This is a genomic window from Idiomarina sp. PL1-037 (assembly GCF_034422975.1).
In the GTDB taxonomy this organism is placed as follows: Bacteria; Pseudomonadota; Gammaproteobacteria; order Enterobacterales; family Alteromonadaceae; genus Idiomarina.
Window position 1 is genome coordinate 2,597,966 of record NZ_CP139873.1, and the last position, 17,044, is coordinate 2,615,009.

General features: G+C 48.4%; 16 protein-coding genes. 5 read left to right on the top strand and 11 right to left on the bottom strand.

What is annotated here, in order from left to right:
• Position 1 precedes the first annotated feature (1 nt).
• Genes U0358_RS12215 through trmH form a run of 4 tightly spaced genes read right to left on the bottom strand, consistent with a single transcriptional unit; the run spans position 2 to position 4,175 of the window.
• The gene (locus U0358_RS12215; protein WP_317497622.1) at positions 2–607 is read right to left on the bottom strand and encodes a ubiquinone biosynthesis accessory factor UbiJ; all 606 of its coding nucleotides are present in this window, start codon (positions 605–607) and stop codon (positions 2–4) included.
• Positions 607–1,362 carry a bifunctional demethylmenaquinone methyltransferase/2-methoxy-6-polyprenyl-1,4-benzoquinol methylase UbiE gene (gene ubiE, locus U0358_RS12220; RefSeq protein ID WP_317497623.1) on the bottom strand — a complete coding sequence of 252 codons (756 nt, stop codon included), beginning with the start codon at positions 1,360–1,362 and terminating at the stop codon, positions 607–609. The genes U0358_RS12215 and ubiE overlap by 1 nt, the downstream gene beginning before the upstream one ends.
• A gap of 41 nt (positions 1,363–1,403) precedes the next feature.
• Positions 1,404–3,485, bottom strand: a complete 2,082-nt coding sequence (gene recG / locus U0358_RS12225; RefSeq protein ID WP_322406440.1) for an ATP-dependent DNA helicase RecG — start codon at positions 3,483–3,485, stop codon at positions 1,404–1,406.
• A 9-nt stretch (positions 3,486–3,494) separates the two neighbouring features.
• Positions 3,495–4,175: a tRNA (guanosine(18)-2'-O)-methyltransferase TrmH gene (gene trmH, locus U0358_RS12230; RefSeq protein ID WP_322406441.1), complete on the bottom strand. Its 681-nt coding sequence runs from the start codon at positions 4,173–4,175 to the stop codon at positions 3,495–3,497.
• 96 nt (positions 4,176–4,271) lie between these two features.
• On the opposite strand from trmH, the gene U0358_RS12235 reads away from it, so the two are divergent.
• Positions 4,272–5,480: an EAL and HDOD domain-containing protein gene (locus tag U0358_RS12235; RefSeq protein WP_317497626.1), complete on the top strand. Its 1,209-nt coding sequence runs from the start codon at positions 4,272–4,274 to the stop codon at positions 5,478–5,480.
• A gap of 5 nt (positions 5,481–5,485) precedes the next feature.
• Here U0358_RS12235 and U0358_RS12240 read toward each other — a convergent pair whose 3' ends face one another.
• Entirely contained in the window at positions 5,486–7,015 is a 1,530-nt protein-coding gene (locus U0358_RS12240) for a GNAT family N-acetyltransferase (protein WP_322406442.1), read from the bottom strand.
• A gap of 122 nt (positions 7,016–7,137) precedes the next feature.
• Here U0358_RS12240 and U0358_RS12245 point away from each other — a divergent pair, with 122 nt between their 5' ends.
• Complete coding sequence (locus U0358_RS12245; protein ID WP_322406443.1) at positions 7,138–8,478, top strand: Na+/H+ antiporter NhaC family protein; 1,341 nt, start codon at positions 7,138–7,140, stop codon at positions 8,476–8,478.
• Here U0358_RS12245 and U0358_RS12250 read toward each other — a convergent pair whose 3' ends face one another.
• From U0358_RS12250 to gmk, 4 genes are all read right to left on the bottom strand, one after another.
• Positions 8,479–8,871 carry a deaminase RidA gene (locus U0358_RS12250; RefSeq protein WP_317497629.1) on the bottom strand — a complete coding sequence of 131 codons (393 nt, stop codon included), beginning with the start codon at positions 8,869–8,871 and terminating at the stop codon, positions 8,479–8,481.
• 1 nt (position 8,872) lies between these two features.
• Positions 8,873–10,978: a bifunctional GTP diphosphokinase/guanosine-3',5'-bis pyrophosphate 3'-pyrophosphohydrolase gene (gene spoT, locus U0358_RS12255; protein WP_317497630.1), complete on the bottom strand. Its 2,106-nt coding sequence runs from the start codon at positions 10,976–10,978 to the stop codon at positions 8,873–8,875.
• Between the two features lie 102 nt (positions 10,979–11,080).
• The gene (rpoZ, locus tag U0358_RS12260; protein WP_011235607.1) at positions 11,081–11,350 is read right to left on the bottom strand and encodes a DNA-directed RNA polymerase subunit omega; all 270 of its coding nucleotides are present in this window, start codon (positions 11,348–11,350) and stop codon (positions 11,081–11,083) included.
• A gap of 68 nt (positions 11,351–11,418) precedes the next feature.
• On the bottom strand, positions 11,419–12,051 hold the full coding sequence (gmk, locus tag U0358_RS12265) for a guanylate kinase (RefSeq protein ID WP_317497631.1): 633 nt from the start codon (positions 12,049–12,051) through the stop codon (positions 11,419–11,421).
• A gap of 76 nt (positions 12,052–12,127) precedes the next feature.
• On the opposite strand from gmk, the gene U0358_RS12270 reads away from it, so the two are divergent.
• The gene (locus U0358_RS12270; RefSeq protein WP_322406444.1) at positions 12,128–13,375 is read left to right on the top strand and encodes a CynX/NimT family MFS transporter; all 1,248 of its coding nucleotides are present in this window, start codon (positions 12,128–12,130) and stop codon (positions 13,373–13,375) included.
• On the opposite strand, the gene U0358_RS12275 is transcribed toward U0358_RS12270, so the two are convergent.
• Complete coding sequence (locus tag U0358_RS12275; RefSeq protein ID WP_322406445.1) at positions 13,359–13,949, bottom strand: TetR/AcrR family transcriptional regulator; 591 nt, start codon at positions 13,947–13,949, stop codon at positions 13,359–13,361. The genes U0358_RS12270 and U0358_RS12275 overlap by 17 nt on opposite strands.
• Before the next feature lie 148 nt (positions 13,950–14,097).
• Between U0358_RS12275 and pyp the strand changes: the two genes are divergently transcribed.
• Complete coding sequence (pyp, locus tag U0358_RS12280; RefSeq protein ID WP_317497634.1) at positions 14,098–14,475, top strand: photoactive yellow protein; 378 nt, start codon at positions 14,098–14,100, stop codon at positions 14,473–14,475.
• Position 14,476: 1 nt separating this feature from the next.
• On the top strand, positions 14,477–15,745 hold the full coding sequence (locus U0358_RS12285) for an AMP-binding protein (RefSeq protein WP_322406446.1): 1,269 nt from the start codon (positions 14,477–14,479) through the stop codon (positions 15,743–15,745).
• Here U0358_RS12285 and U0358_RS12290 read toward each other — a convergent pair.
• On the bottom strand, positions 15,742–16,908 hold the full coding sequence (locus U0358_RS12290) for a PAS domain-containing protein (protein ID WP_322406447.1): 1,167 nt from the start codon (positions 16,906–16,908) through the stop codon (positions 15,742–15,744). The genes U0358_RS12285 and U0358_RS12290 overlap by 4 nt on opposite strands.
• Positions 16,909–17,044 lie beyond the last annotated feature (136 nt).

The following is a 17,044-nucleotide window of genomic DNA, read 5'->3' on the forward strand; positions in this document are numbered from 1 at the left end:
ATTAACCCTTCTTATCACGACACTGGCGTTCAAGGCGCTCGATTTGAGCCCGCAGCTGTTGTAAATCGGTTTTAAACTGGTCAAATTCAGCTCTTACCGGTAATAATTTCTTCTCTTCGGTCAACACACCATGCACCCAGCGCTGCTGCTGTTGCCAGTGTGTTTTCACCTGCTCGCGGCTGCGTCGCCACAGCTTACCCAGCCAGTAGGCAGGCGCATCACCAACGGATTTCGCGAGCTCGGCTTCCCAGTCAACATTTAACGACTTAAACAAACTGACCACTTGTTGCGCCAGCATGGGGTCACCATCAATATCCAGTAAGTCTGCTTTTATCAGGCGCGTGAGGTTCGCGGTATCCTGCAGCTCCGGTATGACACCCATTTCTGTTGCAATACGGCAGTCTACGTCGCTGTCATCGGAGGTACTGAGCTGAACACCGTGGGCATCGACACTCACAGTGACTTCAAAGGGCAGCTCCTTCAGATGAAAGCGCAGGCGCTTGCCGTCTAACCGCTGCAAACGTTCCGCCGATTCCGGGTCCCGGTGCAGCACATTGTTTGCTAACTTCTCGACCAACAAAATTGGAATAAGCGGTAATAACGTCATCAGAACTTATACCCTCGGTGTAGTGCGACCACGCCACCAGTCATGTTCTGGTAGTCGACTTTTTCGTAGCCAGCAGCTTCCATCATTGACTTCAGTGTTTCCTGGTCCGGGTGCATACGAATAGACTCCGCCAAATACTGGTAGCTGTCAGAGTCGTTAGCAACAACCTGGCCCATTTTTGGCAAAATATTGAACGAATAAAAGTCATACACCTGATTCAAGGTAGCCGATACCGGCTTAGAAAACTCAAGTATCAGTAGCCGACCGCCAGGTTTCAGTACCCGCAGCATAGAGCGTAAAGCTTTGTCTTTGTCGGTCACATTGCGCAAACCAAAAGCAATGGTAATAACGTCGAACGTATTGTCATCAAAAGGCAACTCTTCGGCATCAGCCTGCACATAACGAACATTACCGATAACACCAATGTCACGCAGCTTGTCACGACCCACTTTCAGCATGGCGTCGTTAATATCGGCCAGCACAACCTCGCCCTCAGCACCGACACGGCGTGAGAACTGTGCCGTTAAATCGCCGGTTCCGCCGGCAATATCCAATACTTTCATACCACGGCGAGCACCACTGCAATCAATGGTATAACGCTTCCATAAACGATGAATACCCAACGACATTAAGTCGTTCATAACATCGTATTTTGCCGCTACCGATTGAAAGACATCAGCAACCAAGTTTTTTTTCTGATTACGGGCGACTTTTTGGTACCCAAAATCAATGGATTCTTCGTTTTTATCGTTCATTTAACTATCCCGAACTGATTTTGTACTAGTGTACTTGATGATCACACCTGAGCATAGTGATCACGACGCGGTAACCAACGTTCAATTAGCGCTTCTGCGCTTTGCGGATAATACTCTAATACGTGCTGAGCAATATTTTGGGCTTCTGGTATTAACGCTTCATCGCGCTCTAAGTCGGCCACTTTTAATTCCGCTAACCCGGTCTGCCGATGACCCAGCAATTCACCCGGCCCACGAATTTCCAGATCGCGCTGCGCAATCACGAAACCGTCGTTACTTTCGCGTAAAACACCCAGACGCTGTTGCGCTGTTTGCGATAACGGACTGTGATACAACAGCACGCAATGGCTGGCTACCGAGCCCCGGCCAACCCGGCCTCGCAACTGGTGTAACTGAGCTAAGCCCAGCCGCTCCGGATTTTCAATGATCATAAGTGACGCGTTGGGAACATCCACTCCAACCTCTATGACCGTCGTTGCGACTAATAGGTCAATATCACCCGCTTTAAACGCCTGCATGACCTGTTCTTTCTGTTCGTGCTTGAGCCGGCCATGCACCAATCCAATACTTAAGCCCGGTAGCTGCTCCTGCAAGTCATTGGCGGTGTCTTCTGCCGCCTGACATTCAAGTACATCGGACTCTTCAATAAGTGTACAGACCCAATACGCCTGACGGCCTTCAGTTGCACAGACCTCTCGCACACGCTCGACAATTTGCTCCCTTCGGGTATCCGGAATGGCGACCGTGGTAACGGGTGTGCGACCGGGTGGTAGTTCATCAATTACCGAGGTGGCAAGATCGGCATAGGCCGTCATAGCCAAAGTTCTCGGGATGGGTGTTGCGGTCATAATCAACTGATGAGGGTGCACACCCGCCTGAACGCCTTTTTCGCGTAATTGTAGCCGTTGGTGCACACCAAAACGGTGCTGTTCGTCAATAATAACCAATGCCAGACGCTGATATTCAACATCCGCCTGAAACAACGCATGGGTGCCAACCAGTAAGTGGATATCCCCTTGCTTTAACTGAGTCAGTAGCTCCCGACGGGCCTTACCTTTCGACTTGCCGCTCAACCAACCGATATTAATGCCCAGCGGCATCAGCCACTGGCTAAAAGTAATGGCGTGCTGCTCAGACAGAAGCTCGGTCGGCGCCATTAAAGCCACCTGGTATCCGGCTTCAATCGCGGCCAGGGCACTGAGCGCAGCGACCAGTGTTTTACCCGAGCCAACGTCTCCCTGCACTAGTCGCATCATTGGTTGGCCTAGTGACATATCGCTGGTAATTTCTTTCACCACTCTTGCCTGCGCGCCAGTGGGTGAAAACGGCAACTGTTTTAAAAATGCCTCTTGTAACGCACCATTGCCTTTTATAGTAAAGCCTGCCTGAGCCTGCCGGGACTGTCTCAATTGCAATAAACTTAACTGATGCGCAATCAGTTCTTCCGATGCCAGCCGCTGCTGCGCCGGATGCTCCCCTTGCTCCAGTAGGGCCAGAGGAACATCTATCGGTGGCCGGTGCAGAGTCAGAATGGCCTGCTCCAGAGAAAGTTGATGAGGCCTTAAGTTTTCCGGCAAAAGCTCGGGTACAGAGCCGGGCTGAAGGTAAGTTAGTGCCTGCTCGATGATTTTACGCAATAACCCTTGAGTCACACCTTCTGTCATTGGGTAGACCGGTGTCAGGGTCTCCTGCATAGTCAATGGCTCCCCCGCTTTGACCACTCGGTATTCCGGGTGGATCATCTCCCAGCCCGTCATGCCACGGCGCACTTCACCAAAAGCTAATAAATGGGTGCCCTGAGAAAATTGTTTTAACTGAGCGGCGCTGAATTGAAAAAAGCGCAGACTGATACTGCCCGTTTCGTCACTGGCCTGACAAATCAGCATGCGCTTACGACCGTACTTGATGTCAGCGTGCCGTACAGTCACCAGAACATTGGTCGCCACACCCGCACGCAAATTTGCAACGTCACTGACCTGGGTACGGTCCTCGTACCGAAGCGGCAGATGCAACAGTGCATCACTGATAGAGGCTAAGCCCAGCTTGCGCAGCTTAATCGCAACCTTTTCGCCCACGCCTTTCAGTACCGTTAGTGGAATGTGCTGCAGCCCTTTTACCGCCACCTTTGCTCCTTATCTTGCGCGCATCGCCAGCCACCAGGCTTCATCAGCGACAATTTGTCCGTTTTCATCCAGCTCCGGGTAAGGCATATTCTTACGTTTACACGCCTTAGCATAAATCGGATGACCACCTTCAAACAGTATCCGGTGTCGTTCTTCGGCACTCACATGCGCTTTATCGTACAACCCGGCCAGTTCACGCTGACGCTGCGCTTCATACAACATCACCGCGCCAGCCACAGAGACATTCAGTGACTGTACCATGCCTACCATAGGAATCATTACGTGATGATCAGCAATATCCAAAGCTTCGTCGGTGACCCCGTATTTTTCCTGCCCCAGCAGAATAGCGGTTGGTTTGGTGTAGTCCACTTCACGAAAATCCACCGAATGTTCCGAAAGGTGAGTCACTACAACTTGCATGCCTTGTCCATGAATTGCCTCAAGCGCTTCACCAACGGATTTATGATTGTGGATTTTCACCCAGTTTTGGCTGCCCAGTGCGGTACCACCCGACAAACGCGCCTTTTTGGTCAGCCATATCGCGTGCATTTCATGTACGCCTATCGCGTCTGCTGAGCGAACAACCGCAGATAAATTATGGTTTTTATGCACGTTTTCCATGACAACGGTCAGATCTGGCTGACGTTTGTCTAACATTTGGTTAATTCGTTGATATCGTTCAGGACTCATTGCTTTTTTATGAAAATAGGACTAGATATAAGCAGTATACCCGAGAGAATCGGCCAGAACTAACCCTATGCGCCATCAAGGAAGACAAGAGTAACAATGTCGTACTCCTACATTGCACGACAACCTATTTTAACCAGAGACCAAAAGGTTTTTGGTTACGAACTGCTATTCCGCAACAGCACTGAAAACAGCTTCCCGAATATTGATCCTAACGAAGCCACTTCTAAACTGCTTTTGCAGCAGCATTTACTGGGCAATATTCAAACGCTTTGTATGGGAAAGCAGGCGTTTATCAATTTTCATGCTCGTACCTTGCTAAATGACTTCCCTTCCTTTCTCAACGCCCGCACCGTTTGGGTAGAGCTGCTGGAAACCGTAGGCGTTGATGCGCCTTTACTGGAAGCATGCAATGCCACTCGCGCAAAAGGTTACCGAATTGCATTGGATGATCATGATTTTGCCGGGCAATGGGAGCCTCTCATTCCCATGATCAACATGGTGAAAGTTGATATCCAGGAGCAAGGTTTAGAGCTTGACGAAAAAATTCGCTTCTTTAAGCAAAAGGGCGTTCCACTGCTCGCGGAGCGGGTTGAAACCCGTGACGAGTTCGAACGTTGCCTGGAGTTAGGCTTTGATTATTTTCAGGGTTTTTTCTTCGAGAAACCCCAAATAGTCCGGCAAAAATCTCTTTCGCCTAACCACATTAGTATGCTGTCATTGTTATCTGAAGCGCATAAGAAAGAGCTCGACTTAGATGCCATACGACAAGCGATTGAGCATGACCTATCACTCACTTATAGCTTACTTAAACTGGTGAACAGCGCTCTCCACGGCGGGCGCAAAAAGATTGAGAATATTCAGCATGCCCTGGTCTATTTGGGTACTACCGAAATTCGTCGTTTTGTTACGCTTGTGGTGTTAGCCAACGTAGCTGCAGGGCAACCCGAAGAACTCACTATAAAATCGGTTACCCGCGCCCGATTCATGGAGTTAGTCACCGTTGAAGTTCTGAGTGAGAAACATCATTCCAGTGCCTTTTTAACGGGTATGCTGTCTTTATTGGATATTATACTGGGACTGTCGATGAACGATGTGCTTAAACAGCTTCCGCTTTCTAAAGACATTACCAAAGCGTTGAAAGCCCGCGAGGGTGTGTGGGGGTATCTGCTGCAAATGACAGAGCTTTATGAGCGCGGCGAGTGGGACGCTCTGGATAAACACCCGCTAAAACAAAAACTGAACGGCACGGACATTGGCCAGCTTTATATCGATGCCAGCCAATGGTGCCGTTTAGCCTTGTTCTAAATGCCCTAGCTCATCCGTTTACGTGACACTTCGTAGATATCCGTACGACGATCTTTTTTATTCGTCACCGAGCCTTCATGGTGCAAATAACGCAGCTCATCCAGATTTAAGTCTGAGAACATTAGCATTTCCGTGTTTGGCGTGGTTTCCGACATGATTGCGTCGTGCGGGAAAGCAAAGTCCGACGGAGAAAATACTGCCGATTGCGCATATTGCACATCCAGACTTTCCACTTCAGGCAAGTTACCGACACTGCCGCAAATCACGACATAACACTCGTTTTCTACCGCACGAGCCTGAGCGCAATGTCGTACACGCAGATAGGCATTACGCGTATCTGTCCAGAACGGTACAAACAGAATTTCTAATCCTTCGTCTGCCATTATGCGCCCCAATTCAGGGAACTCCACGTCATAGCAAATTAAAATACCAATGCGTCCGGCATCAGTATCGAACACTTTGACTTCGTTGCCGCCTTCAATAACCCAATCACGCTTTTCGTGCGGAGTAATATGGAGTTTGTACTGCTCTTCTACAGAACCATCGCGACGACACAAATACGAGACGTTATAAATACTATCTCCGTCCTGCACCGGCATCGATCCAGTAATAATATTGACGTTATAGCTAACTGCCATTTGCGACATTTCACGCTTAAACAAATCGGTGTACCCAGCCAGAAAGCGAATCGCATCCATTTGCTGGCTCTGGTCAGTGAGTCCCATTAACGGCGCATTGAAAAACTCAGGAAACACGGCAAAATCACTTTGGTAACCCGACAGAGCATCAACAAAGTATTCCACTTGCTTCAGCAGTTCTTCTACCGACGTCACCGAGCGCATTTGCCACTGCACAGCGCCCACACGAACATTTTGAATACGGGTTGTCAGAATGTTGTCTGAAGGCTCGTACAAAAAGTTATTCCACTCCAGTAAAGTCGCAAAGCCGCAAGATTTCTTATCTTCCGGGAGATACTTGCCCAATAGGCGTTTTACACTAAAGTCATTCGCCAGTTGAAAGGTCAGAATGGGGTCATAAATCTCACGCCGCTGCACTTTATCCAGATACTGACTTGGCGTCAGTTCATTTGCATATTTGTGGTAATTGACAATACGACCACCAGCCAGAATAGCGCGCAGGTTCGCCTGCCGACACAATTCTTTACGTGCATCGTACAAGCGGCGTCCCAGACGGTAACCGCGATACTCCGGGTGAATTAATACATCCAGCCCATAGAGCGCGTCACCTTTTTTATTATTAAGAATCGCCTCTCTGTGACCAATTAAGTCGTCATAGGCGTGAGGATTAGAAAACTTGGTGTAGGCCACCTTAACCGTTAAGGCTACACCGACAATGCGACCATTATCCTCCAGACAAAACTGACCTTCGGAAAAATCTTTTATCAACTTTTCTATGGTGAATTGGCTCCAGGAGCCGCCTATGTCTGTGTAGACAGCATCCATTAATTCTTTTAACTGTTCGTAATCTTTCAGCCGCAAATTTCGTATTTGCAAATGCAGTTCATCGGGGCTCATTATCTCTATCCTGATCTAAAGCAACTTTGCCGACAGTTTACACGTAATTGGAATAAGGTTGCATCAGGATAATTAGCTGTATAAACTTCTGGACGTCCAAATAAAAATAAGAAGGCTGACACATGACTAATGCTTCGCCACAACCGGCTAGCGCTAAAGCGCTGTTACCTCTGGCTTTATTCTTGATCCTGTTCTTAGGAACCGGATTGTATTTTCAAAGCGAAGGGGTTGAGTACGCGTTTTACCAATTACCCAGCCCGGTTGCAATTCTGCCGGCAATAGTCCTTGGCATTTTGCTGAGTAAGCAGGCATTTGAAGAGCGCATTGACACCTTCGTTGGTGGTGTTGGCGACAATAACATCATAACCATGTGCCTTATTTACTTGCTGGCGGGTGCGTTTTCGACGGTGGCAGAAGCAACCGGCGGCGTCGATGCTATGGTGGCACTGGGACTAAATGTTATTCCGGCTTCTTTCCTGCTGCCCGGCTTGTTTATTATTGCCGGGGTTATCTCTACCGCCATGGGCACCTCTATGGGAACACTGGCAGCGCTTGCTCCAGTGGTTCTGGGCATTGGTGAAGCAACCGATATTAGCTTACCGCTGCTGGCGGGGGTACTTGTTAGTGGTGCCATGTTTGGTGATAACTTGTCCATCATTTCAGACACCACCATTGCCGCAACTCGTACACAAGGCTGTACCATGCGGGACAAATTTCGTGCGAACTTAAAAATTGCGATACCCGCCGCTATCTTTACCGTCATTTGGTTAGTGACATACGATACCAGCCAGGTGCCTTTAGAAATTCCGGAGGCCAATCTGTGGCTGTCACTGCCTTATTTCATCATTATTGTTTTAGCCGTTATGGGGCTTAATGTTTTCGCCGTACTCGGACTTGGAATAGTCTTAGCCGCCGCTTTTGGTATGTTCACTGTCGACTACGAATGGGTAGCTTTTAGTCAGGATATCTACGAAGGTTTTGGCAGTATGCAGGAAATCTTCCTGCTGTCGCTGCTCATTGGTGGCTTGTCGGCGTTAATTCGCCAGCAAGGGGGGCTGGCCTTCTTAGCCCGCTTTGTCGAAAGCGCAGCGAATAAAGTCAGCAAACACAAGCAGCGGGCATCAGCTATTGGCGTTGCTGCACTGACCGCTCTAACCAATTTCTGCGTTGCCAACAACACCGTCAGCATTTTATTGGCTGGCGAAGTCAGTAAGCGCCTGGCCAAAGTGGGCAATTTAGCACCACGCCAGAGCGCCAGCTTATTGGATATTTTTGCCTGCGTCGTTCAGGGAGCCTTGCCTTACGGGGCGCAGGCATTGTTGATGGGAGCCAGTTTTAAAATCTCGCCGCTATCGGTCAGTTTGCATACGGGGTATTGCTTTATTCTGGCAGCCGTGGCTATTGCCATTATCATCTGGCGCCGCCCTCTGGAAGACAGAGAGCCGACACCGGAAACCGCCTAATTAGTTGGTACTCGGCAGCTCCATAATACCGTCAATTTCAATTTGCGCGCCTTTCGGTAATTGTTTTACGCCGATAGCCGCGCGAGCCGGATACGGCTGTCTGAAGTGCTTAGCCATCACTTCATTCACAATAGCGAACTGCCCCAGATCGGTCAGGTAAATCTGTACCTTTATCATGTCTTGCAGTTCGCCGCCGGATGCCTCACAAACAGCCGTCAGGTTTTTAAACACCTGCTCGGCCTGAGCAGTAAAGTCTTCACTAACAAGCTCCATACTTTCAGGAACCAGAGGAATCTGTCCGGAAAGATAAACGGTAGTACCAATTTTTACCGCTTGTGAATAAGTGCCAATAGCAGCGGGCGCTTTATCCGTTGAAATAATCACTTTAGACATATTACTTCCTTAAGCGCGTCACGCGCTGAACATCCGGCATTTTACGAATATGACGGATCACATCCGCTAAATGCTTACGGTTTTTTATGGTTAAAGCCACATCAATGAAATAGATGTTGGCGTCAATTTCTTCGGTCTGCAGACCATCAATATTACAGCCAGTAGTGGCTATAGCCGATGTTAATTTAGCCAGAACACCCTGGTTATTGACAATTTCGATACGAATTTCAGAAATAAACTCAGCTTCAGGTTTGTTATCCCACTCGACCGGGAAGTAGCGCCCCGGGTCATCTTCGTGGCCGCGAACGTTTTTACACTCACGACGATGAATGACCAAACCTTTACCCGGACTCACGTGGGCAATGATGTCGTCACCCGGGATAGGCCGGCAGCATTTGGCAAAACTGACGAGTAGACCTTCGGCGCCTTTAATTGAAAGGCTTTTCTGTGAGGCGTTGTCATCTTTTATCGGCTGTAAGTCGCCTAATAGACGCTTCGCAATGGCCACCGACATCATATTGCCCAGGCCAATTTGTTTCAGCAAACTTCCGCGACTATCAATTTTCGTTTCGCGCAGCACCCGGTTAAATTCCGACTCTGGAATTTCGTCATAACTGACTTGCCCGAGCGCTGACCGAAGTAAGCGCTCACCCAATTGTTGCGCTTCATCAGCTTCCTGACTTTTCAGGTACTGGCGAATTTTCGCCCGGGCTTTACCCGTTACCACAAAGTTTAGCCAGGCAATGTTCGGCCGCGAGTTAGGTGCTGTTTTTATTTCAACCGTTTGCCCGGTTTCCAGCGGTTTACTCAATGAATAGGTACGATGGTTAACTCTTGCACCAATACAGGTGTTACCAACGTCGGTATGAACCGCGTAAGCAAAATCTACTGCCGTAGCGCCTTGAGGCAATTCGGTAATCCGGCCATCCGGACTGAAAACGTATATTTCATCGGGGAATAAATCGGACTTTACGCTTTCAATAAATTCAAAGGAGTTACCGGCACTTTGTTGCAACTCTAACAAGCTTTGCATCCACTTACGTGCACGCACCTGAGCCGTGGTACTGGAGTCGTCCGATTGTTTGTACATCCAATGCGCGGCGACACCGCGGTCGGCCATCAAATCCATCTCTTCGGTACGAATCTGAATTTCTACCGGCACCCCGTGCGGACCTTTTAAAGAGGTATGCAACGACTGGTAACCGTTCGACTTCGGAATAGCAATGTAGTCTTTAAACCGCGTTTCAATGGGTTTATACAAATTGTGCAACGCACCAAGAACCCGATAACAGGTATCGACACTGTCCACAATGACGCGGAAAGCGTAGATGTCCATGACCTGTTCAAACTTCACTTCTTTAGCCTGCATTTTGCGGTAAATACTGTGCAAATGCTTTTCACGGCCGGATACCCGCGCCTGAATATTGTTACCGTCCAGGCGCGAACTGATTTCGCTTTGCACACGCTCTGTAAACTCGCGACGGTTACCGCGGGCACGTCTTACTTCTGACTCAAGCAACTTTCCACGCCAGGGGTACAGCGCCCAGAAGCCCAGTTGCTCCAGTTCATTTTTAATATCGTGCATACCCAGCCGGTGTGCCAACGGAGCATAAATTTCTAAAGTTTCACGGGCAATACGGCGGCGTTTATCGGGGCGCAGATGCTGAATGGTGCGCATATTATGAGTACGATCAGCCAGTTTAATCAGAATAACCCGAATATCCTGCACCATCGCCATAATCATCTTGCGATAGTTTTCGGCCTGGGCTTCTTCTTTAGAGTTAAACTGCAACTTATCCAGTTTAGACACGCCCTCCACTAAACTGGCAACGGTTGCCCCAAAACGCTCGGCCAGATCTTCCCGGCTGGTTTCAGTATCTTCAATAACGTCATGGAGTAAAGCCGCCATTAAGGTTTCGCAATCCAGTCTCATGTCGGCAAGCAGGCTTGCAACCGCAACCGGGTGCGTAATGTAAGGCTCACCGCTGCTGCGTTTTTGCGAACTGTGGGCTTCGTTTGCTACAACAAAGGCATCACGAATACGTTCCACCTGCTCGGACGGAAGATACTCACTAACCTGAGCCTTTAAGCCTTCAAATAAGTACACCAGTTAACTCCCCGGGTAATACCGGACTATGAATATACTTTCAGAATAAGGGGATTTGACGGAATTGCCAACGGCATTGATGCCGTTGGCGAACAGAAACTTTTATTCAATACCGCGCAGCGCATCTACCGCACGCAGTTCTTCAGCATCTTGCTGCTTTTGAGCCGCCTGATCTTCAATATCAAGGCGTTCGTTGTCGATAAGGCCTTGCTCTATTTCACGCAAAGCAATAACAGTTGGTTTTTCGTTTTTTGTTTCAACTAATGGCTCTTTACCATTGGCCAACTGACGCGCGCGGCGTGAGGCTAACAAAATCAAATCAAAACGGTTACCAACACGGTCTACAGCATCTTCTACAGTTACGCGAGCCATTGTTTACTCCCAATAAAGCGTGAGTCGTATTTTTCGAAAGGCTAAGAATTATACGGAATTAAGGCCTATTATCCAAGCAATTCCTTCAATACGCTTGAATATCTTATTTGCTGATGCGGCATTTTTTGTCGCTGAGCTAAAACGATATGCTCCAGCGATGCCAGGCTGTTGTCAAAATCATCATTTACCAATAGGTAGTCAAACTCATGATAATGCGACATTTCTGCCTGAGCTTTTGCCATGCGCTCGGCAATAACTTCGTCGGAATCCTGTCCGCGAAAACGCAAACGTTCCTCCAGAATTTCCAGGCTGGGCGGAACAATAAAAACCGAACGCACTTCCGGGTGATGCTCACGAACTTGCTGAGCGCCCTGCCAGTCAATATCCAGGAAGACGTCTTTGCCTTTTGCTAACAAAGACTCTACGACTTTGCGGGAGGTACCATAGTAATTACCAAACACACACGCCCACTCGTAAAACTCACCGGCATCAATACGTTGTTCAAATTCTTCAGTACTGAGGAAGTGGTAATGGACACCCTGAACTTCTCCCGGGCGCGGAGCACGCGTGGTGGATGACACAGACACCTGCATGGACTGATCAGGATGCTTTTCCAACAAAGCCCGAATCAGGCTCGACTTCCCTGCGCCACTAGGGGCCGCAATGATAAACAAATTCCCTAACACCGGAGACGCGGTCATAACGGGTTCTCTTTTTAAGAAACGGACGATCACTTTTGGCGCGAAATAATAACACGGTTTCACACCGCGATGAAAATTGAGTAAAGTATGGCTTTTAAGGACTCGTGGTATTACTTTGCAGACTCAATCGGCGCCTGTCGCAAAACCGTCTAAATTCTCCCTGCTGTTCGGCTTGCTCGTACTGGTATTACTGGGGCTTAATCTGCGCCCTTTGCTGACATCCGTAGGGCCACTGACCGATGAGCTACAAACCATTACAGGTCTGTCTTTCAGTCAGGTATCGCTGTTAACCACATTACCCATTCTAATGATTGGTTTAATGGCCTTATTTGCCGGACGGGTGACAACCGCTCTGGGCTACAGACAAGGTATTGGACTGGGCTTACTGATTCTTTGCGCAGGCTTTACCGCACGCCTGTTTGAGCCGACCAGCACCAGCATGATCACCAGTGCTTTAGTCGGCGGCGTTGGCATTGCGTTACTGCATATCGTTATTCCGGAGCTGACCAAACAACAGTATTTGAATCGTTTAGGTATGGTCACTGGCCTTTGGTCTGCAGCGCTCATGGGCGGCGCGGCACTAGGTGCTGTCGCTACTCCATGGGCGGCAAACTTATTACCAGAACGCTTTCAGGCATTAGGCAGCTGGTCTCTTTTAGCGGCGATAGTGCTGATTATTTGGTACTTACCATTTAACCGCACACCGGTTGCCAGCATTCCTCCCCGGCACCTATTACTGCGGTCTCACCGTTATCCCAGGGCTTGGCTTCTAGGTATTTATTTCGCCCTGGTGAATGCCGGTTATGCCGGATTTATTGCGTGGATAGCGCCATTTTATGGTGAATTCGGTTGGCCGGCACAAAAAGCAGGGAATTTACTGGCGCTGTTTTCTCTGGTTCAGGTTATCGGCGCCCTGCTACTGCCGGCTTTATCACGCACACAAGACCGACGGTTATGGCTAACAATCGCAGTACTTATTCAAATGACAGGCTTTGCGGGGTTAAGCTGGTTTCCGACCGAAGCTCCGTGGCTGTGGTCGGCACTTTGCGGCTTTGGCTTAGGTGGTGCCTTCCCGCTATGCATTGTCATGGCGTTGGACCATATCGATAACCCTGTGCAGGCAGGGCGTCTGGTTTCTTTTATGCAGGGTATTGGCTTTATGTTTGCCAGCCTGATGCCGCTGTTAACCGGATGGTTCAGAGACGTTTCCGGTAATTACAGTTTAGGCTGGCAGTTACATATTATTGTCGGCATTCTTATTGTGCTGATAACCTGGCAGTTTAATCCAAGCAGTTACCGAGACTTGTTTAACTTGCGGGAATAATTCTCGCAATTATATCATCGGCTAAACTTTCCAGCTGCTGCCGGGGAACTTCTCGCCGAGCCATAGTGCGCAAACCGATGATATTGGTTTGTAACAATAACCCGAGCCGTTCTGGAGACTGCGAAACACCGATTTCCCCACGCTGCTGTGCCTGCTGAAATGCTTCTGTAAACAGCTGTTCAAATTTATCAAGATAACTTTGCGCCGGCTCGCTGAAGGCTTTGTCTTCAGGTGTAAATTCCAGCAAGGTTTTTACCAGCATACAGGCCTGAGTTGGTGCACAGGTCGCTGTCCTTACCGCAATGTTACGAAGGTACAAACTTATTCCCTGCAGCACCGAAGATTTTTGCGCTAAGGTTTGCTTAAACTCTTCCTCTGCCAGAGAGGAGTATTTTTCAAGGGTCTCTTTAAACAAGGTTTCTTTATTGCCAAATGCAGCATAAATGCTTCCTGGCCTCATATCCATTTCTTCCTCTATGTCCTTCATAGAGGTTGCGTGGTATCCCTTGCGCCAGAATAGCTTCAGCGCATTATTGAGCGCTGTTTCCCGATGAAATTTAGGCGTCCTGGGCATTGTTTTTATCCTTAATTATTTACCTGAGAGCAAGTATAGACCTGCTTGCTTTTAATTTCACTTTAAGAAGTGTTAAGAGAACATGATCTAAATGCCTCGGGGTCCACTATTAATCTATATATTTCATATCGAACTTAGAGGTAACACAATGGAAATTGTTCAATTTGGTTCTGATGATATCGAAAACACCTTAGCTAAAATGTCGGACGACAAGTTAAACGACATTGCCTTTGGTGCCATTCAGTTAGACGCCAGCGGTAAAATCATTCAATACAATGCCGCCGAAGGCGACATTACCGGTCGCGACCCGGGCGCTGTCGTTGGCAAAAACTTCTTTAACGAAGTTGCACCGTGCACCAACAGCCCAGAGTTTAAAGGACGCTTCGACGAAGGCGTTAAAAGCGGCAATTTAAACACCATGTTTGAATATGTTTTTGACTACGAAATGCAACCGACCAAAGTTAAAGTTCATATGAAGCAAGCCTTAACCGGCGACACCTACTGGGTATTCGTTAAGCGACTATAAAGTGACAGACTCACTTCAGCAGCACCTTGTTGTTACTGTCATCGGCGATATTATCGCCGATGAACTTGCGCGGATGCGTCCGGCTGAAAGTGAGCACTGGAAACGTCGTCAATGGCATGACGACGACACCTTAGTAGCAAAACACAAGTCAACCAAAGACAGTGGCGAAGACGAAGTTGCTGTTGATTCGCTGGAACGGCTTGCATTAGCTGGCCGGGTAGTTCAGTTCTTTCATATGGGCGACAGTGGAGTAGAAGATTACCTTCTGCGCCGCAACACTCTGTCCGAATGGGCTGAAGTTGTTCTGAAATCGCGGCAAGTTCACACCCAAAACTTAACAGTTACCACTTCCGGCAGCACCGGCCAACCCAAAGCCTGCGAGCACTCATGGAGTGCGTTAGTCGAGGAAGTGAAGGACTTTGTGCGCATTTTTGAAAACGATTATGAGTTATCTCCAGCTCGTGTTGTCGCTTTAGTGCCCAGCCACCATATTTATGGCTTTCTGTTTACAGTATTGTTGCCTCATCTTATTGATGCCCCGGTGCTGCGAGGCTTTAAAGCTTATAGCCATGTTCGCAACGGCGGCTTACGTGCCGGCGATGTTGTTGTCGGTTTCCCTGAGTTGCTCACTCAATTATCATCAGAGATGCTGCCACTACCGCCCGGAGTACTTTTTATTAGCTCTGCCGGAGCGTGCCCTGCCAGCACCTTCCACCAGTTATATTCTATAGGCGCAGCTCGCGTTGTCGAAATTTACGGCAGTTCCGAGACTGCAGGTATCGGTTACCGAAGTAAACCAGAAAGCAATTACCGTTTGTTATCCCGCTGGCGCAGGAATACTGAAAACTCTCAGCAGCTAATTGATAGACAAACAAAGGGTATTTTCGAAATACCCGATAATACCCAGTGGCACGCAGAGTGTGAGTTTCACGTTGCCGGACGAGTCGACAAGGCGGTCTCAGTACGTGGAATCAATGTGTTCCCGAATCATATTGCTAAATATCTGCGTCAACATCCGGCAATTGCTGATGCGACAGTGCGTCCGATGAGGCCCGACGAAGGCCATGGGCTCAAAGCCTTTGTTGTATTGCACGAGAGTCTTAGCGAAACGATAACCGAACAAAGTGTTCAGACCTGGTTAAGCAGCAACCTCTCCACTGCGGAAATACCTGAACGCATTAACTTTGGGAACCAGCTACCCAGAAACTCTATGGGTAAGGCGCAAGACTGGAACCTCGATAACTCGCCAACCGGTAAACCATTAAGTTAACTCAACGCCCGTAGCAACACATCGTCAAACCTCGAGTCGGTTATCTGTGCACGTTCTAACGCTATTTTATGCTCAATTTCGTGCTGCTCTAACAATTGTCGGGTGGCCTGTAAGCAATTCTTATTTTGCTCTGCCGACAGCGTTGACATGAGTACAACGATAATTCCGTTTCCCAAACAGCCTGGGGTATCGTAATCCTGAATGTTCTGGCGGACAATTTTGCTAACGGATTTTAAGGTTTCTGCGTTGCTCGCAACGCGCACGACCATCACGTAATACTGATGCTCGGAGTGAGCCTGATATAAGCTAAAACGTCGCTGCAGAGACTGCAACATAAGCCGGCGATTATAAAACCCGGTGTGTTCGTCATTACCACCGGTTTCCCTGAGCTTGAGCTCCAGCTCTTTATAATCGGTAATATCCTGCGTAGTACCAAAAATAATTCCATGCCCTGCTTCGTCAATACGATAAATTCCCGATTGCCGTAACCACCGAATTTCACCGTCACCCAACATAATACGATGTTCGACATCTCTCGCCCCAGACTGCTTAACGGCATTAGTTGCGTCGGTTACGGCTTGCCTGTCTTCAGGGTGAGTTCTTTCTAAAGTCAGAGCTAAGGATGGGGTAACTTTGGCTTTCTCCAGCCCGTGTAAATGGTACATGGTATCGGACCACTGCGACTGCCCGGTCTCTAAATCGAGCTGCCAATGGCCTAGCCCGGCAACGCGTTCAGCAAGCATTAGATTTCGCTGGTTCTCTTCAACTTTCAGCTCCAGCATCTTCCTCTCAGTAATGTCCAGCATTTGTCCATTCCAGAGTGTGCTGCCGTCGGCCTGTTGACTGGTCACTGCGTGCCCGTATATCCAGCTTACCCGGCCATTTTTAATCACCCGGTATTCTTTCACCCACAAATATTGATAGCGGGCAGAATTGTGCATACTGCTCAATACAGATTGTAAGTCGTCGGGGTGAATAATTTCACTCAGCAATGTCACGTCATTTGCCAGTGACTCAGCCGAACACCCAAAAATAGCTTCAACGCCCTGACTGACATAATTAAATTTCAATTGCCCGTCCGGTGAGCGTTCAAGCTGGTATAGCGCACCCGGCACCGAGTTTGCTAAATGTTCAAGATTAACCAAGCTTTTTTCAAAATCCATAAACTGCAAAATAACTCTTTATCAACAACCATCACAGTCATAATATTAACTTACCGACTGGGAACTAAACAGCAAATAAATGAAAGTGACCCATTACAAATCTTTTTTAGTAGTCTATATATAAATAAATCATAAT